Origin of the sequence: Pedobacter sp. MR2016-24 (assembly GCF_026239655.1) — a bacterium.
In the GTDB taxonomy this organism is placed as follows: Bacteria; Bacteroidota; Bacteroidia; order Sphingobacteriales; family Sphingobacteriaceae; genus Pedobacter.
This window is the reverse complement of sequence record NZ_JAPIVO010000001.1, coordinates 100,772-119,733: the sequence shown is the minus strand read 5'-3', so window position 1 is coordinate 119,733 and position 18,962 is coordinate 100,772. Positions and strand designations below refer to the sequence as shown.

Annotated in this window: 21 protein-coding genes; 15 read left to right on the top strand and 6 right to left on the bottom strand. The window is 41.5% G+C overall.

Features of this window, described 5'->3' with window-relative positions; translation table 11 throughout:
- Positions 1-144 precede the first annotated feature (144 nt).
- Together OQX62_RS00570 and OQX62_RS00565 are read left to right on the top strand one after the other, a co-directional pair.
- Positions 145-1,476: a D-alanyl-D-alanine carboxypeptidase/D-alanyl-D-alanine-endopeptidase gene (locus tag OQX62_RS00570; protein WP_265829331.1), complete on the top strand. Its 1,332-nt coding sequence runs from the start codon at positions 145-147 to the stop codon at positions 1,474-1,476.
- 36 nt (positions 1,477-1,512) lie between these two features.
- On the top strand, positions 1,513-2,697 hold the full coding sequence (locus OQX62_RS00565; protein ID WP_265829330.1) for an MFS transporter: 1,185 nt from the start codon (positions 1,513-1,515) through the stop codon (positions 2,695-2,697).
- On the opposite strand, the gene OQX62_RS00560 is transcribed toward OQX62_RS00565, so the two are convergent.
- The 4 genes from OQX62_RS00560 to OQX62_RS00545 are packed head-to-tail and all read right to left on the bottom strand — an operon-like array spanning position 2,661 to position 6,588.
- Positions 2,661-3,338, bottom strand: coding sequence for a M15 family metallopeptidase (locus OQX62_RS00560; RefSeq protein ID WP_265829329.1), 678 nt, complete (start codon positions 3,336-3,338; stop codon positions 2,661-2,663). The genes OQX62_RS00565 and OQX62_RS00560 overlap by 37 nt on opposite strands.
- A gap of 7 nt (positions 3,339-3,345) precedes the next feature.
- Positions 3,346-4,572 (bottom strand): alanine dehydrogenase, encoded by a 1,227-nt coding sequence (locus OQX62_RS00555; RefSeq protein WP_265829328.1) that lies wholly within the window; start codon positions 4,570-4,572, stop codon positions 3,346-3,348.
- Between the two features lie 33 nt (positions 4,573-4,605).
- Entirely contained in the window at positions 4,606-5,025 is a 420-nt protein-coding gene (gene tsaE / locus OQX62_RS00550) for a tRNA (adenosine(37)-N6)-threonylcarbamoyltransferase complex ATPase subunit type 1 TsaE (RefSeq protein ID WP_265829327.1), read from the bottom strand.
- Positions 5,026-5,034: 9 nt separating this feature from the next.
- The gene (locus OQX62_RS00545; protein ID WP_265829326.1) at positions 5,035-6,588 is read right to left on the bottom strand and encodes a bifunctional response regulator/alkaline phosphatase family protein; all 1,554 of its coding nucleotides are present in this window, start codon (positions 6,586-6,588) and stop codon (positions 5,035-5,037) included.
- Between the two features lie 102 nt (positions 6,589-6,690).
- Here OQX62_RS00545 and OQX62_RS00540 point away from each other — a divergent pair, with 102 nt between their 5' ends.
- The 7 genes from OQX62_RS00540 to OQX62_RS00510 all read left to right on the top strand — a co-directional run bounded on the left by OQX62_RS00540 (position 6,691) and on the right by OQX62_RS00510 (position 13,422).
- Entirely contained in the window at positions 6,691-7,920 is a 1,230-nt protein-coding gene (locus tag OQX62_RS00540; protein ID WP_265829325.1) for an HD domain-containing protein, read from the top strand.
- Positions 7,921-8,038: 118 nt separating this feature from the next.
- Complete coding sequence (gene lpxD / locus OQX62_RS00535) at positions 8,039-9,121, top strand: UDP-3-O-(3-hydroxymyristoyl)glucosamine N-acyltransferase (protein ID WP_265829324.1); 1,083 nt, start codon at positions 8,039-8,041, stop codon at positions 9,119-9,121.
- Positions 9,111-10,523, top strand: a complete 1,413-nt coding sequence (locus OQX62_RS00530; RefSeq protein ID WP_265829323.1) for a bifunctional UDP-3-O-[3-hydroxymyristoyl] N-acetylglucosamine deacetylase/3-hydroxyacyl-ACP dehydratase — start codon at positions 9,111-9,113, stop codon at positions 10,521-10,523. The genes lpxD and OQX62_RS00530 overlap by 11 nt, the downstream gene beginning before the upstream one ends.
- Positions 10,520-11,305 (top strand): acyl-ACP--UDP-N-acetylglucosamine O-acyltransferase, encoded by a 786-nt coding sequence (gene lpxA, locus OQX62_RS00525; RefSeq protein WP_265829322.1) that lies wholly within the window; start codon positions 10,520-10,522, stop codon positions 11,303-11,305. The genes OQX62_RS00530 and lpxA overlap by 4 nt, the downstream gene beginning before the upstream one ends.
- Before the next feature lie 12 nt (positions 11,306-11,317).
- A complete protein-coding gene (locus tag OQX62_RS00520) occupies positions 11,318-11,932 on the top strand; it encodes an ABC transporter ATP-binding protein (RefSeq protein ID WP_265829321.1) in 615 nt (204 codons plus the stop codon).
- A 238-nt stretch (positions 11,933-12,170) separates the two neighbouring features.
- Complete coding sequence (gene efp / locus OQX62_RS00515) at positions 12,171-12,731, top strand: elongation factor P (protein ID WP_265829320.1); 561 nt, start codon at positions 12,171-12,173, stop codon at positions 12,729-12,731.
- 94 nt (positions 12,732-12,825) lie between these two features.
- Positions 12,826-13,422, top strand: coding sequence for a 5-formyltetrahydrofolate cyclo-ligase (locus tag OQX62_RS00510; protein ID WP_265829319.1), 597 nt, complete (start codon positions 12,826-12,828; stop codon positions 13,420-13,422).
- Here OQX62_RS00510 and OQX62_RS00505 read toward each other — a convergent pair.
- Both OQX62_RS00505 and OQX62_RS00500 read right to left on the bottom strand, forming a co-directional pair.
- Complete coding sequence (locus tag OQX62_RS00505) at positions 13,389-14,159, bottom strand: exodeoxyribonuclease III (RefSeq protein WP_265829318.1); 771 nt, start codon at positions 14,157-14,159, stop codon at positions 13,389-13,391. The genes OQX62_RS00510 and OQX62_RS00505 overlap by 34 nt on opposite strands.
- 19 nt (positions 14,160-14,178) lie before the next feature.
- Positions 14,179-14,877 carry a peptidylprolyl isomerase gene (locus tag OQX62_RS00500; protein WP_265829317.1) on the bottom strand — a complete coding sequence of 233 codons (699 nt, stop codon included), beginning with the start codon at positions 14,875-14,877 and terminating at the stop codon, positions 14,179-14,181.
- Between the two features lie 109 nt (positions 14,878-14,986).
- Here OQX62_RS00500 and OQX62_RS00495 point away from each other — a divergent pair, with 109 nt between their 5' ends.
- The 6 genes from OQX62_RS00495 (at position 14,987) to ygiD (ending at position 18,928) form a co-directional block, all read left to right on the top strand.
- Entirely contained in the window at positions 14,987-15,379 is a 393-nt protein-coding gene (locus OQX62_RS00495) for an HYC_CC_PP family protein (protein WP_265829316.1), read from the top strand.
- A gap of 91 nt (positions 15,380-15,470) precedes the next feature.
- The gene (locus OQX62_RS00490) at positions 15,471-16,007 is read left to right on the top strand and encodes a heavy-metal-associated domain-containing protein (RefSeq protein ID WP_265829315.1); all 537 of its coding nucleotides are present in this window, start codon (positions 15,471-15,473) and stop codon (positions 16,005-16,007) included.
- Between the two features lie 9 nt (positions 16,008-16,016).
- Entirely contained in the window at positions 16,017-16,826 is an 810-nt protein-coding gene (locus tag OQX62_RS00485; protein ID WP_265829314.1) for a hypothetical protein, read from the top strand.
- A gap of 33 nt (positions 16,827-16,859) precedes the next feature.
- Positions 16,860-17,372, top strand: a complete 513-nt coding sequence (locus OQX62_RS00480) for a DUF3347 domain-containing protein (protein ID WP_265829313.1) — start codon at positions 16,860-16,862, stop codon at positions 17,370-17,372.
- A 79-nt stretch (positions 17,373-17,451) separates the two neighbouring features.
- A complete protein-coding gene (locus OQX62_RS00475; RefSeq protein WP_265829312.1) occupies positions 17,452-18,024 on the top strand; it encodes a YceI family protein in 573 nt (190 codons plus the stop codon).
- A 76-nt stretch (positions 18,025-18,100) separates the two neighbouring features.
- On the top strand, positions 18,101-18,928 hold the full coding sequence (gene ygiD / locus OQX62_RS00470) for a 4,5-DOPA dioxygenase extradiol (RefSeq protein ID WP_265829311.1): 828 nt from the start codon (positions 18,101-18,103) through the stop codon (positions 18,926-18,928).
- Positions 18,929-18,962: the final 34 nt, after the last annotated feature.

The window sequence follows — 18,962 nt, the reverse complement described above, 5'->3', positions numbered from 1 at the left end:
CATTAAAATTATCATTGTAAAAGGCAATATGAAGGACTGTAATTACAAAGTTACAAGCACGTTAGATATGTATTCTTCATGTTTATTACATATTCCTAATAAAAAGTAATATTTTAGACTGGATCTCCTAAAATCTTACGGAAAATGTTCAAAAAAGAGCTTCGTGGCAGTAAATATTTTTTTATTCTGGTTTTTCTCCCCTTAGTTTTTATTTATGGTTGCGCTGCAAATCAAAGAATGGCCAGTCAGGTTAAAAAAACATTCCGTGAATCAAAAATAATGGGTAATTACCAGGTCGGTTTTGCACTGGCAGATACAAATGCTGAAAAGCTGATCTATCAGGAAGAAGCAGATAAATATTTTATACCTGCTTCGAATATGAAACTGCTGACATTTTATGCCGCCTTGAAGATGCTTCCCGACTCTATTCCATCCATACGTTATGTGATCAGGGGAGACTCGCTGATTTTTTGGGGAAATGGAGATCCTTCTTTTTTACAAAGCAGGCTGCAGGCAGGCAATACTTATCATTTTTTGCAATCGGCTACTCAAAAATTGTTTTTCGCTGAAGGCCGATACAGGGGAAGCTTTTATGGCCAGGGCTGGGCCTGGGATGATTATAACGACTACTACCAGGCGGAAATCAATGAATTGCCCTTAATGGACAACCTGGTTAAAGTAAAGGTGGTGAATGGTGAACTCGCTGTTTCACCTCAGCTTTTCGCTTCTTGTTTCTATAAAGACAGCACAATTACAGATACTACTTTCAAAATTACCCGATCATTTAACAGCAATGTATTTACCTATCCCAATCGTCCCGCTCCATCAGGATTTACACAGGAAATACCCTATAAAACAGGTACGGCCATCAGCTTAAGCCTGTTGTCAGACACCCTGCATAGACCCGTTCAGCTGATTCATATGCCATTAGACAGCAATGCAAAAACAGTGTATAATATGAAAAAAGCAGATGTACTGCGTGAGCTGATGCTGCCAAGTGATAATTTTATCGCAGAACAACTGCTGCTGGTCTGCGCTAACCAGTTTCAGCAGCAACTGAATACCGCGGATGCAATCCGGTACATCAGCACCAGGTATTTGTCAGATTTGCCTGATAAACCACATTGGGTAGATGGCTCCGGTTTATCTAGAATGAACCTGATCACACCGAGAGACATGATTAAAGTATTATCAAATATTTATAAAGAGGTAGGTTCCAGAGAGGAATTGTTCAGCCTGTTGCCTGCCGGCGGAAAATCGGGCACGCTTAAAAATGCTTACCCTAAAACGAATCATCCTTTTGTATTTGGTAAAACAGGAAGTTTCTCTAACAACTATAACCAGAGCGGATACATCGTCACAAAAAAAGGTAAGGTGCTGCTTTTTTCCTTCATGAATAATCAGTTTATACAACCTACGGTTGAGGTAAGAAAGGAAATGGCAAGGATTGTGACCTTCATCCACGAAAAATTCTAGACATTTCTAAGCCATTAATATTACTTTTGCAGCGATATGCAAAAATCTGATGAATCGATTTATACCTTACAATTTGGCCTTGTCTGCTTAAGCTCTTTTCTTTTTTCGGCAAGTTTTAATATGCTGATTCCGGAGCTGCCGGCTTACCTGAGTAATATGGGAGGGGCTAACTATAAAGGATTGATCATTGCATTATTTACGCTTACCGCGGGCATCTCCAGGCCTTTTAGCGGGAAACTGACAGATACAGTAGGTCGCGTGCCAGTAATGGCTGTAGGGTCAATCGTATGTTTTGTCTGCGGCTTCCTTTACCCTGTACTGACCACGGTAGCCGGTTTTCTGTTTTTACGTCTGATCCATGGTTTTTCTACAGGATTTAAACCTACCGCGACTGCCGCTTATGTGGCCGACCTGGTGCCGCAGAACCGCTGGGGCGAAGCAATGGGCGTTCATGGTGTATGTTTCAGCACAGGTCTCGCTATCGGCCCCGCAATTGGCAGTACGATCACAGCACACTGGTCTATCGATATCTTATTCTACTGCTCTTCTGTATTTGCGTTGTTGTCTATTGTCATCTTGTGGAATATGAGAGAAACTTTGCTCGAACCAAAGCGCTTCAGCTTTTCTCATTTAAAGATCCAGCGTAAAGATATTATCGAGTGGAAAGTTATTCCGGCAGCACTGATTACTTTGCTGAGTTACGTCAGTTATGGGGTTATTCTTACAGTAATAGGGGATTGGAGCAAATACCTTGGGACAGCAAATAAAGGACTGTTTTTTATGGTGTTTACGTTGACCTCGCTGTTGATCCGTTTTGTGGCGGGAAAGGCTTCTGACCGTTACGGGCGACTCTTAATACTTAAAGTTTCATTAGTACTCCTGGCTGTTTCATTGTTGTGTATCGGACTGGCAAATTCTTCTTTTCTGCTGATGTCGGCCTCAGCGCTATATGGAGTGGCCACGGGAATGCTTTCTCCAACGGCTAATGCCTGGACGATAGATTTAAGTGATCCTGACCATAGAGGGAAGGCTATGGCGACCATGTATATCGCTCTGGAAGCAGGAATAGGATTGGGTGCATTATTGGCAGGGTGGTTGTTCATCGATGATATATCGACTATACCAGTCACCTTTTTCATCTGCACAGGCATCACCACACTGGCCCTGGTTTATCTGCAATTCATTTATAAAAGACCGAAAGGGATATCCATCAGCTCATAGCTTTCCCATCCCTTATAGTCAAAATGCCACCATTCATTTGGCATTACAGTGAAGCCATATTTCTGCATAGTGCTGATCAGTAAGGTTCTGTTTTTTAAGGCTGCAGGACTTACTTTGGCATAATTAGCTGCCGCAGCGGCTGAAAAGCTGTCATAGGGAGTAGGCATTGCCACTTCTTTGCCTGTTTTTAAAGAGATGAGCGTCAGGTCTACCGCGCAGCCACGGTTATGGATAGAACCTTTTGCCGGATTGGCGACAAAATTTTTATCACTGGCTTTCTGATAAAAAGCTACGGTAATCGCATAAGGGCGATATCCATCAAATATCAGCAGTCCATAACCTTTTTTATACAGTTCCTGCTGGATCTTTTTCAGCTGCTCCACCACTTCTTTTCTCGCAAAGGCGCGCGCTTGCTGGTACATTACCTGGTGCATAAAATTATGATTCGTTGCATACCTGATATCCAGCTTTACCGACGGTATTGCAGATTTGATTTCAACCAGTTCTTTCTTTTTATCCTTTTTTACCGCCGCCTGGTAAGCTTTAAATCCCTGGATATATAACCTGTGTTTTTTTACGGATTGTCCGGATGCCCCGTTTAACAGGTTACTAAACAGCAGAAAAATCAGAAATGCTCTCATGTATTCACTATTGATTTGCCGCAACAAGCAGTTCAATATCCTTATAAGGCAGATTAAACATTGTTGACAGGTTTTTACTGGTGAGGTGTCCCTGGTAAATATACAATGCTTCCCTGATCCCAGGTTTGTTCCATACTACGTTCATTAATCCTCCCATGTCGCCTATATCGACCAGTATTGGGGTAAAGATATTGGTCAGCGCATATGATGCTGTACGTGGCACCCGGGAGGCTATATTAGGCACACAGTAATGGATCACATCATATTTGCGGAATACAGGATCCTTATGGTTAGTTACTTCTGATGTTTCAAAACAGCCACCCTGATCAATACTTACATCTATCAATACTGAATCCGGTTTCATTCTGCTTACTGTTTCTTCTGTAATCAGACAAGGGCTCCTGCCATGCGTGGCACGTATAGCGCCAATGACTACATCACAGGTGGTAACTGCCTTACCTAAAACAATAGGCTGCATTACTGAAGTGAAAACACGGCTTCCGAGGTTATTCTGCAGCCTTCTTAAGCGGTAAATGGAGCTGTCAAACACTTTAACTTCTGCGCCGAGCGAGAGTGCTGTCCGGGCAGCGTATTCCCCGACGGTTCCGGCTCCAAGAATGACTATTTCTGTGGGGGGAACGCCGGTAAAACCACCGAGCATTAAGCCCTTTCCACCTGTTACGCTGCTCAGGTATTCTGCTGCAATAAATATAGAGGTTGCCCCTACAATCTCACTCATTGCGCGGACAACGCTTAATATATTACCCTCATCTCTGAGGTTTTCAAAGCAAAGTGCGTTGATCTTTTTGTTGAGCAGTGCTTTCAGGTACACCTCTTTTAGTGCGCCCATCTGCAATGCAGAGATCAGGGTTTGCCCTTTGTGCATGAGCTCGACTTCTTCTAAAGTGGGCGGGGCTATTTTTACGATAATATCAGCATTGAAGACATCTTCCTTGCTATATGATATTTGTGCACCCTGTTCGCTGTAATCATTGTCAGAAAAATTGGCGCCGGTTCCGGCACCGCTTTCCAGTACAACCCTATGGCCATTATTGACTAAAAGGGCGACCGATAGAGGGGTGAGTGCAATTCTCGCTTCCTGAAAAGAGATCTCTTTTGGGATGCCGATATAAAGACTATTGCTTTTCTGCTTTAATTCTGAAAGGGTCTCTTTGGGCTGCAGCAATCCTTTCTGTGCAATTGAGGCCATTTCTTCGCGTAATCCTGTAGCCATGGTATATCTGATATATTTATGGGATTGAAATTACTAAAAAAATTTACTAAACGAGAACATTCTTTTGTCAGGCGCCAGTGTAGTGATGGTCACCTTCACATAGCTATCCGGCAGTAATTCGGCGATACGTTCGGGCCACTCGATTAGGCAGTAATCTCCGGAATAGAAGTATTCTTCATAGCCTAAATCATAAGCCTCCTGCAGATTTTTAATCCTGTAAAAATCAAAATGATATACGGTACCTGCTGTCGCCGCATATTCATTTACGATGGAAAAAGTGGGACTGGTTACGTTGTCTGCTACGCCTAGTGCTGCACAGAATACCTTGATAAAGGTGGTTTTTCCGGCACCCATATCTCCTTCAAAAATAATTATCCTTTCATTTTCAGCAAAATTGAGCAATGCTTTTGCTGCATTGCTCAATTCACCAAGGCTGTTTACCTCAATATTCATGTTTAAAAATTATCTTGTGCTATAAGTTGCAATGGGAATGATCATTTCTTCTAATGAGATTCCGCCGTGCTGGAAAGTCTCATTATAATAGTTCACAAACTGATTATAGTTATTCTGGTAGACAAAATAACGGTCTTCTTTTGCGAAAATATAATTAGAGCTGATATTGATTTTTGGCAGCTGGGCTTCATGCGGATTTTTAATCAGGAATACTTCTTTTGCATTATAATTCAGGTTTCTGCCCTGTTTATAGCGGAGGTTGGTATTTGTATTCCTGTCGCCGATTACCTTACTGGGATGTTTCACCCTGATGGTACCATGATCCGTGGTAATAACTACTTTGACTTGTTTCTGAGAGAGTTTTTTTAGCAGTTCCAGCAAAGGAGAGTGCTCAAACCATGACAGTGTTAAAGAGCGGTATGCCGCATCATCATTTGCGAGCTCACGGATCATCTGCATATCAGTACGTGCATGTGACAGCATGTCTACGAAGTTATAGACGATCGCATTAAAGTCATTTTGCAACAGATTGTTCATCTGCTCATTCAGTGCTTTACCATCATCATAAGTCAGTATTTTATGGTAACTGAATTTGCAGTCTTTTTTTAAACTGCGTTTCAGCTGATCTGCAAGAAATGCTTCCTCATGCATATTTTTTCCGCCTTCATCATCATCATTCTGCCACAGGGTAGGGAAACGTTTTTCCATTTCCAGCGGCATTAATCCCGAGAAAATAGAGTTACGTGCATACTGCGTTGCAGTAGGCAGGATGCTGGAATAGGTATCTTCCTCATCCAGTCTGAAATATTCAGTAATCAGCGGATTGATAATTTTCCACTGGTCATAACGCAAATTATCGATCAGGATGAAAAAAACAGGAGTAGTCGTGTTAATATGAGGGAAAACTTTCTTTTTAAGCAGATCATTAGACAACAACGGGGCTTTTTCTTTCCCGTTTACCCAGCCTAAGTAATTGTCTTCAATGAATTTTGAAAACTGTGCATTGGCTTCAGATTTTTGCATGGTCAGGATCTCATGCATCTGCGGATCATCCAGTTTTTCCAGCTCCAGTTCCCAAAATACCAGTTTTTTGTAAACTTCAATCCATTCTTCGTAACTTAACCTGTCATTTAATGTCATACCCAGTCGTCTGAAATCCTGCTGGTAAGCCATGGAAGTCTTTTCACTGATCAGGCGTTTATTGTCAATAATCTTTTTAATCGTTAACAGCACCTGTTTTGGATTAACAGGCTTTATCAGGTAGTCGTCTATTTTTGAACCGATGGCATCCTCCATCAGGTTTTCCTCTTCACTTTTGGTAATGAGCACTACAGGTACATCACTCTTTATGTTTTTTATGGCAGACAATGTTTCCAGTCCGCTCATTCCCGGCATATTTTCATCCAGAAATACGAGGTCGAAATGCTCTTTTCCAAAAGCCTCCAGTGCATCGTTCCCATTGGTGAATGTAGTTACGTGGTATCCTTTTTCGTTTAAAAGTAAAATATGTGGTTTTAATAAGTTGATCTCATCGTCGGCCCATAGAATCTTGGTTTCCTGCATGATTGTATATATATGTTGTAAATAATCAAAAAAAGAAGTAGACCTTCCTTTAGTATCGATAAAAATAGCAATTTTTGTACCGTATAATTTATTTTATCAGGATTGAACAAAAAGAAAATAATAAATGATCCGGTATACGGATTCATAAATATCCCCTCAGAGCTGGTATTTGATTTGATATCACATCCCTATTTTCAGCGGCTGCGGTATATTAAACAACTGGGAATGACACATTTGGTTTATCCCGGTGCGCTGCATACACGGTTTCACCATGCACTTGGTGCAATGCATCTGATGAGTCTTGCCATTGAAGTGCTTCGCAGTAAGGGACATGAGATTTCAAAGGACGAAGAAGAGGGCGCTACTATTGCTATACTATTGCATGACATTGGTCATGGCCCCTTTTCACATGCATTGGAGCACGCGCTGGTGAACGGAATTCACCATGAGTCTATTTCAATGTTCATGATGGAGCGGTTGAATAAGGAATTTGATGGGAAATTAACGGCGGCAATAGAGATTTTTACCGGGAAATGCCCTAAAAAGTTTCTTCACCAGCTCATCTCCAGTCAGCTGGACCTGGACAGGATGGATTACCTGAACCGCGATAGCTTTTTTACAGGTGTAAGTGAGGGAGTAATCAGTTTTGACAGGATCATCAAAATGTTCAATATCGCTGATGATCATTTAGTTATTGAAGAAAAGGGGATTTATTCTATTGAGAAGTTCCTGATAGCCCGGCGACTGATGTACTGGCAGGTTTATCTCCATAAAACGGTGATTGCAGGGGAACAATTGCTGGTTAAAATTCTTAAAAGAGCCAAATTTCTGGCTATTAACGGAGCTGTTTTATTTGCTACTCCGGCCTTGCAGCATTTTCTTCAGCATCATATTTCTGAGAAGGAGTTCTTTGAAACTGATGCACACTTAGCGCAATTTGCCAAGCTGGATGATCAGGACATTTTTGCTTCTGTGAAAGCCTGGGCAGACCATAAAGACAGAATTTTGTCTATGCTATGTAAAATGTTGGTGAACAGAAATCTGTATAAGGTAGAAATGGGAAATGTACCGGCAGAAGAGAGCAGAATACAGGCCATTCTGGAGAGTACAGCGTTAACGCTGGAAATCAGCGGGGAAGACGCTGCTTATTTTGTGTTTACAGATACGATTATGAACAGGGCTTACGATGCAAAAGCAGGAAACAGCTCAATAAACATATTGTTAAAAAATAATACCACTATCGATATCGCAAAAGCATCTGATTTGTCCAATCTGGAATCGCTGGACAAAACTGTCAGAAAGCACATATTATGCTATCCAAGAATAATTTAGCATTATTTAACAAAATATTTAATGTTTAATACCGTTTTTAGCCTTAAATTTTAAACTGGCCATAAATTAACGGCTTGAGTTTATTTGTTCATATCAATTTAACATTTAACTTTGTAGAATGCAATTTACTGCCAAGCAGATAAGCGACTTTTTAAGTGGGATCGTTGAAGGTGATGAAAATGTTACAGTTTCAGAACTTTCAAAAATAGAGGACGGAAAGAAAGGTGCGTTATGTTTTCTATCAAACCGAAAGTACGAGAATTATATATATACAACTGAAGCTTCGGTTGTAATTGTTGGAACCGACTTTTTCCCTTCACAACCCGTGTCCTGCACTTTGGTTAAGGTGAAGGATCCTTATAGTGCTTTTTCCGTTTTGCTGGATAAGTATAATGAAGCATTGAATATGTCTTCGGTACAAACCGGAATTGAGCAACCTTCTTTTATACATCCCTCTGCTAAAATAGGGAAGAATGTGTTTGTTGGTGCATTCTCCTACATCGGAGAGAATGCGGTGATTGGGGACAACTGTAAAATTTATCAGCAGGTTTTTATCGGGCAGGATGCCGTAATTGGCGCAGACTGTATCCTTTATCCTGGTGTTAAAGTGTATGTCCGTTCTGTTTTAGGGAACAGGATTACCATTCATTCCAATACGGTAATAGGCAGTGATGGCTTTGGATTTGCTCCTCAGCCGGATGGCACTTACTCTAAAATTGCGCAGATTGGAAATGTTGTTATTGAAGATGATGTAGAGATCGGTTCCAATACAGCAATAGATCGTGCTACAATGGGTTCTACTTTTATCAGAAAAGGAGTGAAGCTGGATAACCTGATTCAGATTGCCCATAATGTGGAGATCGGTGCTAACTCTGTAGTTGCTGCACAGGCAGGAATTTCAGGCAGTACAAAAATCGGAGAACAATCTCTTATTGGAGGTCAGGTGGGCATCGCCGGCCATTTATCGCTTGCAAAAGGGACACAGCTGGGTGCACAGGCAGGAATTAACTTCAGTATTACTGAAGAGGATAAACAATGGCACGGTTCGCCTGCTCAGCCATTAAGAAACTGGATGCGTGCTTCTGTACTGTTCAGGGACCTGCCGGGTATGAATAAGAGAATAGCAAATTTAGAAGCTGCAGTCGCAGATAAAGCCAAACATAAAGACTTTAGTACCACACAAAACAATAATGAACGTTAAACAAAAAACTATAAAAAACGAAGTTTCTGTACAGGGGGTAGGCTTGCATACAGGAGCGAATGTTACCTTAACTTTTTGTCCGGCGCCGGAAAATCATGGGTTCAAGTTTCAGCGAACGGATTTACCCGGAGAGCCGATAATTGACGCAGATTGCGATAATGTAACAGATACTGCAAGAGGAACAACCGTAACTCAGAATGGGGCCAGTATCAGTACTGTAGAGCATGTAATGGCTTCTTTAGTGGGTATGGATCTGGATAATATCCTGATGAAACTGGATGGGCCGGAAATGCCTATCATGGACGGCAGCGCAATCTTATTTGTTGAAGCATTGGAAAGTGCTGGTATTGTACATCAGAGTATTGACCGTGAGTATTTCCAGATTCCTCATAACATCATTTATACTGAATCTGACAGGAAGGTAGAGATTGTGGCGATGCCACTGGACGATTACAGGTTTACTTGTATGATCGATTATAATTCTCCTGTTCTGGGTAGTCAGCATGCGGTAATTTCCAGCATTGCAGAATTTAAGGAAGAGATTTCTTCCTGCCGTACTTTCTGTTTTCTGCATGAGCTGGAATACCAGTTGCAGAATAACCTGATTAAGGGTGGTGATTTAAATAATGCAATTGTTATTGTTGATAAAGAAGTAACCCGGGATGAGTTAGATCACCTTGCCAAGATCTTTAACAGGGAAAAAATAGAAGTTGCCCCTCAGGGTATACTGAATAATATGGAGCTGCGGTATCAGAATGAGCCGGCACGCCATAAATTGCTGGATATGATTGGTGACCTTGCATTGGTTGGGACATACCTGAAAGGGCATATCATGGCTGCGAGACCAGGCCATGCGGCTAATATTGCCTTTGCTAAAAAAATAAAGGCAGCAATAAAAAAAGAGAAAAACAAAAAAGTACAGAAAGTATATGATCCATCTGTAAAACCATTATATGATGTGGTGCAGATCATGGATATACTGCCGCACAGACAGCCTTTTCTGTTTATAGATAAAATTCTTGAACTGTCTAAAACACATGTGGTTGGAGTGAAAAATGTGACGATGAACGAAGAGTTCTTCAAAGGACATTTTCCGGGCGCACCGGTATTACCGGGTGTAATACAGATCGAAGCGATGGCACAGACAGGAGGAATCCTGGTGCTGAGTACGGTTCCGGATCCAAGGAACTACCTGACTTACTTCCTGAAAATAGATAAAGTAAGATTCAGGGCACAGGTTTTACCAGGTGATACTATCGTTTTCAGGTGTGACCTGATGGAGCCAATCCGCAGGGGAATTGCACAGATGAAAGGTGTAGGTATGGTAGGAGACAAAGTCGTTGTTGAAGCAGAAATGATGGCACAAATTTCAAAAGTAAAAGAAAGCGAACGCGTATCATGATTCAACCCTTAGCATATATACATCCCGATGCCAAAATTGCGGATAACGTTATTATTGAGCCATTTGCAGTTATCCATAAGGATGTTGTGATTGGAGAAGGTACATGGATTGCATCGAATGTTGTAATTATGGACGGCGCACGTATTGGTAAAAACTGCCGGATTTTTCCCGGATCAGTGATTTCAGGCGTGCCACAGGATCTCAAGTTTGCCGGGGAGGTAACTACAGCAGAGATTGGTGACAATACAACGATCAGAGAATGCGTTACAATTAACAGAGGGACGAAAGACAAGTGGAAGACTGTAATTGGAAGTAATTGCCTTATACAGGCTTATTCCCACATTGCGCACGACTGTGAAGTTGGTGATCATTGCATTTTTTCTAACAGCACTACGCTGGCAGGACACATCACTATCGGTAACTATGTAGTTCTGGCGGGACTGGTAGCAATACACCAGTTTGTTAAAGTTGGTTCACATGCATTCGTAACTGGCGGTTCACTGGTAAGAAAAGACGTTCCTCCTTATGTTAAAGCGGCAAGAGAGCCACTTTCTTATGCGGGAATCAATTCTGTAGGTTTGAGGAGACGTGGTTTTTCTTCGGAGAAGATCAACGAAATCCAGGAGATTTACAGGGTATTATTTGTAAAGCATAATAACGTAACCAAAGCACTGGATAAAATAGAAGCAGAATTTGCACCTACTGAAATCAGGGATGAAATAGTTGATTTTATCCGTAATTCAAACAGGGGTGTGATGAAAGGCTTTGGATCAGGAAGCTAAAACACCTTAATTTTGAAGATCGATTTAAAGGATGCCGGCAGAAGATTTAATAAGGAATGGATTTTCAGAAATTTCACTTATTCTTTTCATTCTGCCGGTAAATATGCCATCCTCGGGCCCAATGGCTCGGGAAAGTCGACCTTATTAAGTGTAATATTGGGTAGCCTTGCACCTTCTGAAGGCACGATTGTATATGCCGGCGAGCAGGAAATTCCTGTAGAAAAAATATATAAACAGATCAGTTTTGCGGCCCCTTACCTGGATCTGGTAGAGGAATTTACGCTGCAGGAGACGATAGATTTTCATTTTAAATTCAAAAATTTCCATCCGGATATCAATGCAGCTCAGTTAATGGATCTGCTGGGCCTGGGCAGCGCGCAGGATAAAGCCCTTAAATATTTTTCTTCTGGTATGAAGCAGCGTACCAAGCTTGCTTTAGCCTGCTGTACAGATACCCCAATACTGCTGCTGGACGAACCAACGTCCAATCTGGACAGGCAGGGAATGGTCTGGTACCATGAACTCATCAGCAGATTCAGTACAGACAGATTGGTTTTTGTAGGCTCAAATCAGGAAGAAGAATATTCTTTTTGTACGCGCCAGATCCAGATTATGGACTACAAATAGCAATAATTAGGCTTCATTTGCAAGTGAAGTGTCACGAATCAAGGCGTATTTTCACTTAATAAATATTTTTGCAAATAGCTATTGTGAGATCGATAAATAGTCTTTACCTTTGCGGCACGAAATACGGCTGTTGGTTTAGGCAAAATTTCAAAGAAAGCGTTTATTTTTAGAAGGGTATAATAACCTGATTACAATGAGCGTTTACTTAGTGCGAAATGCGATCATAACAATATAAAAAATGGCAAAAGCGTCAGAAGTAAAAAGTGGTAATGTTCTTCGGTTCAACGGAGAATTAGTCGCTGTTGAAGAGTTTCTTCATCGTACTCCTGGAAATTTAAGAGCATTCTATCAAGCGAGAATGCGCAATGTTAAAACCGGTAAGTTAGTTGAGTACAGGTTCCGTACAGATGAAGAGGTGACAATTTGCCGTGTGGAAACCAATGATTATCAGTATTTATATGAGGATGGAGATTTCCTTGTTGTAATGGATAATAGTTCTTTTGAGCAGTTTAACATTCCCAGGCTATTATTCGGGGATTCAATTAAATTCTTAAAAGAGGGAATGAATGTAGTGATTGCATTTGAAAGTGAAGAGCCAATCATGGCGCAGACACCTGCTCATGTAGAATTGGAAATCACTTACACAGAGCCTGCTGTAAAAGGCGATACTTCTACTAGTGCATTGAAATACGCAACGGTGGAGACAGGAGTAGAAATAAAAGTGCCGATGTTTGTGAATCAGGGCGATAAAGTCAAAGTTGATACACGCACAGGCGATTACATAGAAAGAGTAAAATAAGAATTTTCATAGTTTAGTTTTAGGTTTAGGTTGATTTTGGCTTCGGAGTGGTTCCCGAAGCCATATTTTTTTACAGGAATTCCTAACTTGCGGAATGAACAAAGCGGAGATCAGAAAAGGCGCTATGGCCGATAGAAGGGGGCTGACAAGGGAAGCAATTGCCGCGTTAAATGCAGCCCTGCTGACTAAATTTTCAACGCTGGATTTTAAAAACATACATACACTGCATATTTTTTTGCCCATCGTGGAGAAAAATGAACCAGATACCTTTCTGCTGATCAACTGGCTGCGGATTCATCAGCCGCAGATACACATTCTGGTGCCCCGGGCAGATTTCAGTACAGCTTTAATGACACACCATACTTTTAAAGGAGAAGAAGATTTACAGAAGAGTATCTTCAATATCCTGGAACCTATGCAGGAAGAACAGTATACGGGAAAAATAGATATGGTGATTGTACCTTTACTGGCCTTTGATGACCGCGGTTATCGTGTAGGGTATGGGAAAGGATTTTATGACCGCTTCCTTGAAGGACAAAATTGCATTAAAGCAGGATTGTGTTTTTTTAGTAGTGTGGGTACCATTGCTGATACCCACGTGAATGATATCCGTCTGGATTTGTGTATTACGCCGGAGCGGATTGTTTATTTCAGCACTCAAGCATCCAGTTCAAGCAGGATCGGGCAGTGATCTGAATGGATCGCATCGGGCAGAATTTTTACGTTTTTCAGTCTTTCCAGCATTGGAGCTGTGGCCAGATGGTAATCGATACGCCATCCGAGGTTCTTTGCTCTTGACCCGGCTCTGTAACTCCACCAGGTATAGTGATGCGGATCCTTGTTAAACTGGCGGAAAGTATCAATTAATCCGCTGTCAAGAAAGACCCCCATCCATTCCCTTTCCTCTGGCAGGAAACCGGAAGATTTAGCGTTCGATTTAGGATTGTGAATATCAATTGCTGCATGACAGATGTTGTAATCACCGGAAACGATGAGATTCGGGATACTAATGCGCAGATTGGTGATATAAGTGTGGAAGAATGACATAAATTCATACTTTTTAACCTGTCTCTCATCTCCGGATGATCCGGATGGAAGATAGACGCTCATCAAAGAGAAGGTGTCAAAATCAGCCCTTAAAATGCGTCCTTCCTTGTCTATCCATTCTTCTCCGCAACCATATTCCACGTGATTGGGCTTAATTTTGCTGAGAATGGCCACACCACTATAGCCTTTTTTTTCTGCACTGAACCAGTAATGGTGATAGCCCAGCTCTTCAATTAAGGCAATGATTTCCGGAATTTGCACAGGTAATGCTTTTACTTCCTGAAGGCAGATCATATCTGCGTCAGTCGCCTTCAGCCAGCCAAAGAAGTTTTTTGTTGAAGCTGCACGTATTCCGTTTACATTATAAGAGATGATCTTCATTTGTTGTGTTTTCTATATATTATGCGGCCGTTTTTAGCCTGAGTTTTTTTTCTATTTTTCTTGCTTCACGGCGCTTGAGCAGCGTGACTGTCATTTTTACGTCCACCTTAGGCCGGTCGTTTGCACCTGTAGGCATAATTGCAATGCTATCTACCAGGTCAGTTCCCTGAACTACTTCTCCAAAAACTGTATATTTTCTGTCGAGGTGAGGCGAACCGCCCAAAGTTTCATATACTGCACGTTGTGCGGTCGGAATCTTAAAATGCAGCCTCCTGATCTCCATGCTGTCCAATTGCGCCGGACTGAATTTTTTACCCTGGACAATGTAGAATTGGCAGCCACTGGAAGCCATTGCCGGATTATCATCTCTTGCTGCAGCGAGTACCCCCTTTTTATGAAAGAGGCTATCGCGGAATTCTGCAGGGATCGTATAGCCCACATCACCATTGCCAAGTTCTTTGCCCGGCTGCGCATTCCTGGAATCAGGGTCACCTCCCTGGATCATAAATGATTTAATCACCCGGTGAAAGATTGTCCCGTTATAAAAGCCTTCTTTAGTCAGTTTAATGAAGTTGTCACGGTGTTGAGGCGTGGCATTGTAGAGCATGATGATACACTCTCCCTGGTCTGTCTTTATCCGGATATAGCTGTGTTTTGGCCTGGCAGCGAAGGCCGTAATCAGCCATAGAGACAGCAGGAGTGTAGCAAGAAATTTCATAAGCGGTTAGATTGAGCTGCTAAGATATAGAGAATTTTGCTTTATGAAAATCTCTGACGGAGAAACTGTTTTTTAATTAATTATCATTAAGTTTGTATAACGAATGAATTTGAAACAGAAAATAACCCTTGGCTTGTGTGCCTTTTACCTGATTAGCGTAATCGGTGTTGCACTGAGTCTGCATTTTTGCGGGGGTAAACTGGCTTCTGTTCATTTCACCGAAGTAGCGCGTTGCGGAACATGTAAAATGACCAAAAAGGCGTCTGCTGAAAATAACTGCTGCAAGAATACGGCTGTAGATGCGAAGATCAAAGACAGCCATCAGTCCGGTTTGAAAGTTGATTTACCTAAGAACTATAGTATTCAGTTGTTTATTGCCCCTTTTATTTCGGGCCTGATTAAAGAAGTTCTTCCAAAGCTCTTCAGCAAGGCAGAAAATAAAGCACCACCGCTCTCAGCGAAGCTGTCTTTATATGCCTATAACTGCGTTTTCAGAAATTAGACCAGGAATGAATTACCTGCTTGCTATCGGTATGACCGGTATGAAGCGATGCGTTTAATTTATTTCAACATCTTTTACAAAAATTTCAATTATGAAAACGATCAAATCATTTATCATACTTTCAATCCTTTTTATTAGTGCAAACACCTTTGCACAACAAATTTCAAAAGCAGAGGTACAAGTTAACGGGCTTACCTGCTCTATGTGCTCACGCGCTACGGAAACATCACTTAAAAGTCTTGGTTTCATTGAGTCTGTTACGCCAGACCTGAACAGAAATGTTTTTGTGCTTACCTTCAAAAACAATGAACAGGTAAATATGGATGAGATCAGAGACAAAGTGCAGGATGCGGGTTTCTCTGTAGGTGATCTTTCTGCGACGATCAACTTCAAAAATACAACCGTAGATGAGAGCGGACTGGCAAAACTTGACGGTGCAGTATTTCAGTTTGTAAATGCAAAGAGCAAAACGCTGGACGGTCCTGTAACTGCGAAAATCCTTGATAAGGATTTTATTACTTCATCGGCATTCAAAAAAAACGCTGCTGAATTTAAGTCTCCGGCCTACCTGACTGGAAAAGGTGTTGTGGAAGGTAAGGAAACACGTATTTTTCATTTAAGCATCTAAGCAGCCCGGATGAGATTTTATCAATTGACTGCAGTATTTTTACTGCTCTGCGCGAGCCTGCGCATTCAGGCGCAGGAATTATATGTTTTTACTGAGCCAGCAAGTAACATGGCGGCTAAATCTATAGGCATCAGGGTGACTAATGAGGGAATTTTAAATGCTGGTGCCATGAACCGGACAATTCCTGAATTGATGGTCAGTTTTAATAAAAACCTGATGGCACATGCCCAGGGGTTTTTCTCTGATATGGACGGTAAATACAGGCTGGAAGGCGGAAGTTTGTATGCGAAATACCGCTTCTTATCTGTCGACGGAACGCAACAGCATTTACGTGCCGCAGCATTCGGAAGACTAAGCACGAGTAAACGCCCTACTTACACCGAGGATATCAATTTAGAAGGAGATAATAGCGGTGTACAGGGAGGAGTGGTTGTAACGCAGTTATTGCATAAATTAGCCCTGTCTGCTACACTGAGTTATACTAAGGCATTTGATGTGGAAAGTAAACAAATAGCAGGAATGCCACGCCCGGATCAGTTACTGGGATACAGTTTATCCTCTGGTTACCTGGTGCTTCCTTTTGTGTATAAAAATTACAATCAGCCCAATTTCAATATCTATTTTGAGATGCTCGGAAAAACAAATCCCGCAAATGGAAAGACATATGTGGATCTGGCACCTGCTGTTCAGGTGATTATTAACAGCAGAACGCGCATAGATTTAGGATACAGATTCCAGGTGGCTGGTGATATACCCGGCAGGTACAACAAGAATATGTACCTGGCAAGAGCCGAATTTAATTTTTTTAATGTTTTATAAAACCGGAGGAGTAGATCCTTCTTTAATTTTTTGATGATGAAAACGATAATTTTAAGTATAGCACTGTTTTTAAGCCTTTCAGTGTCTTCAACTCATGCACAGACTAAACAAGTGTCTGATAAATTTAATACTAGCTTAGAAAGCTATTACTCGCTGAAAAATGCTTTGGCAGCAGATCAGTTTGAGGATGCCGGAAAGGCTGCATTGGTTTTACAGGCAGCACTGAAAGCAGTTCCTCACCAGGGATTCGCAAATGACGCACAGCATGAATTATGGATGGAGCAATCTGCGCTGATTCGTACCGGTGCCGGTGAATTAGCCAAGGCGGCCGATATAAAAAGTCAGCGTAAAAGTTTTGAAGGTATCAGCACTTCATTCATTAAGCTTACAGAAGCGCTCAAAATAAATAAAAAAGATGCCTTTGTACAGTATTGCCCAATGGGAAGGTTTAGCTGGCTGAGTGATGCCAAAACAATTCAGAACCCATATTATGGCAGTGAAATGTATGATTGCGGTACGGTAAAAAGTACAATTGCGAAGAAATAAGTATTTCTTACCATACATCAAGGCGGAATGGTCATCAGGTCTTTACCTTTGTGATACAATTCAGCTAACAAATATGATTATGAAAAAAGTATTTTTATTTTTTGTAGCACTTTCTATAAGTGCGGCATCTTTTGCACAAACCAAATGGACGATTGATCCTATGCACTCTTTCGTGAACTTCGAAGTGAAGCATATGGGTATTTCCTTTGTTGACGGTTCATTCAAAAAATTTGAAGGTACTGTTGATGCGGCCAAACCAGATTTAACAGATGCAAAGATTAACTTTACAGTAGACGTTAATAGTATCAGCACAAGTGTTGAAATGCGTGATAATCACTTGAAAACAGATGATTTCTTTAATGCAGCTAAATACCCGACGATGACTTTTGTAGGTTCATCTTTCAAAAAACTGAAAGGTAACAATTACGAATTAAGTGGTAAACTGACTATTCGCGACGTAACTAAGGATGTTAAATTTGCGGTTGTTTATGGTGGCACAGCGAAAGACCAGCAGTCGAATACTAAAGCGGGTTTCAACGCGACAACCACGATTAACCGTTTAGATTATAACATCAAGTATGATCCAACCGGAATGGGTGTCTCCAAAGATGTTAAGATCAATTTAAACCTGGAATTTGTTCAGGCTAAATAAGTCTTAATAATAGCATTATGGGGTTGTATATAAAGCGAACGCTTTAATACAACCCTTTTTTTATAGCAGAGAAATTATGGCAAACCTATCAGAAATTAAGAATTTAACTGCAAGCCTTCCGGTACAGGGGGAGCTGATGCCTGCATTTTTTATCGGGCATGGATCGCCGATGAATGGCATTGAGGATAATGAATTCAGTAATAAATGGGCAGATATTGGTGCTACATTACCTATTCCAAAAGCAGTAATCGTAGTGTCCGCACATTGGTTTACGCCTGGTACAGCGGTAACAGCGATGAGTTTTCCGGAAACGATCCACGATTTTGGTGGTTTTCCAAAGGCTTTGTTCGATGCACAATATCCTGCTCCCGGCAGCCCGGAACTCGCAGTGGAAATGGCTGAACTGATCGAAAGTACGGAAGTGACGCTGGATCACGACTGGGGACTTGACCATGGCGCTTGGACGATCCTGAAGCATATGTTTCCGGCGGCAGACATCCCGGTATTGCAGCTGAGTATAGATTACAATAAAAGTCCGAAAGCACATTATGAGCTTGCGGGAGAATTATACCAGTTGCGGCGGAAAGGTGTGCTGATCATGGGAAGTGGTAATATGGTCCATAACCTGAGAATGGTGAACTGGGATATGATGCAGGGTGGCGGTTATGACTGGGCGATGGACATCAATGACCGGTTTAAAACTATGATCATGAACGGCGACCATCAGCCATTAATGAATTACCGGAATTTAGGAACTGCAGCGCTGCTGGCCATTCCTACGCCGGAGCATTATTTGCCTCTGTTGTATACTTTGGGTCTGCAAAATGGTAAGGAAGAAGTGTCACTTTTTAATGATAAAGCGATAGGTGGCTCATTAACGATGACATCCGTGAGAGTAGGGTAGTAAAGCAAAAGGTTTTTTTATAAATTGCAGGCAT

What these genes read in the sequence shown, in the direction of transcription:
- OQX62_RS00565 (WP_265829330.1), top strand. Translation starts at nt 1,513, where the DNA reads ATGCAAAAATCTGATGAATCGATTTATACCTTACAATTTGGCCTTGTC.
- OQX62_RS00510 (WP_265829319.1), top strand. Translation starts at nt 12,826, where the DNA reads ATGAACAAAGCGGAGATCAGAAAAGGCGCTATGGCCGATAGAAGGGGG.
- OQX62_RS00485 (WP_265829314.1), top strand. Translation starts at nt 16,017, where the DNA reads ATGAGATTTTATCAATTGACTGCAGTATTTTTACTGCTCTGCGCGAGC.
- OQX62_RS00560 (WP_265829329.1), bottom strand. Translation starts at nt 3,338, where the DNA reads ATGAGAGCATTTCTGATTTTTCTGCTGTTTAGTAACCTGTTAAACGGG.
- OQX62_RS00570 (WP_265829331.1), top strand. Translation starts at nt 145, where the DNA reads ATGTTCAAAAAAGAGCTTCGTGGCAGTAAATATTTTTTTATTCTGGTT.
- lpxD (WP_265829324.1), top strand. Translation starts at nt 8,039, where the DNA reads ATGCAATTTACTGCCAAGCAGATAAGCGACTTTTTAAGTGGGATCGTT.
- ygiD (WP_265829311.1), top strand. Translation starts at nt 18,101, where the DNA reads ATGGCAAACCTATCAGAAATTAAGAATTTAACTGCAAGCCTTCCGGTA.
- OQX62_RS00505 (WP_265829318.1), bottom strand. Translation starts at nt 14,159, where the DNA reads ATGAAGATCATCTCTTATAATGTAAACGGAATACGTGCAGCTTCAACA.
- OQX62_RS00475 (WP_265829312.1), top strand. Translation starts at nt 17,452, where the DNA reads ATGAAAAAAGTATTTTTATTTTTTGTAGCACTTTCTATAAGTGCGGCA.
- OQX62_RS00545 (WP_265829326.1), bottom strand. Translation starts at nt 6,588, where the DNA reads ATGCAGGAAACCAAGATTCTATGGGCCGACGATGAGATCAACTTATTA.
- efp (WP_265829320.1), top strand. Translation starts at nt 12,171, where the DNA reads ATGGCAAAAGCGTCAGAAGTAAAAAGTGGTAATGTTCTTCGGTTCAAC.
- OQX62_RS00555 (WP_265829328.1), bottom strand. Translation starts at nt 4,572, where the DNA reads ATGGCTACAGGATTACGCGAAGAAATGGCCTCAATTGCACAGAAAGGA.
- OQX62_RS00490 (WP_265829315.1), top strand. Translation starts at nt 15,471, where the DNA reads ATGAAAACGATCAAATCATTTATCATACTTTCAATCCTTTTTATTAGT.
- tsaE (WP_265829327.1), bottom strand. Translation starts at nt 5,025, where the DNA reads ATGAATATTGAGGTAAACAGCCTTGGTGAATTGAGCAATGCAGCAAAA.
- OQX62_RS00480 (WP_265829313.1), top strand. Translation starts at nt 16,860, where the DNA reads ATGATGAAAACGATAATTTTAAGTATAGCACTGTTTTTAAGCCTTTCA.
- lpxA (WP_265829322.1), top strand. Translation starts at nt 10,520, where the DNA reads ATGATTCAACCCTTAGCATATATACATCCCGATGCCAAAATTGCGGAT.
- OQX62_RS00530 (WP_265829323.1), top strand. Translation starts at nt 9,111, where the DNA reads ATGAACGTTAAACAAAAAACTATAAAAAACGAAGTTTCTGTACAGGGG.
- OQX62_RS00500 (WP_265829317.1), bottom strand. Translation starts at nt 14,877, where the DNA reads ATGAAATTTCTTGCTACACTCCTGCTGTCTCTATGGCTGATTACGGCC.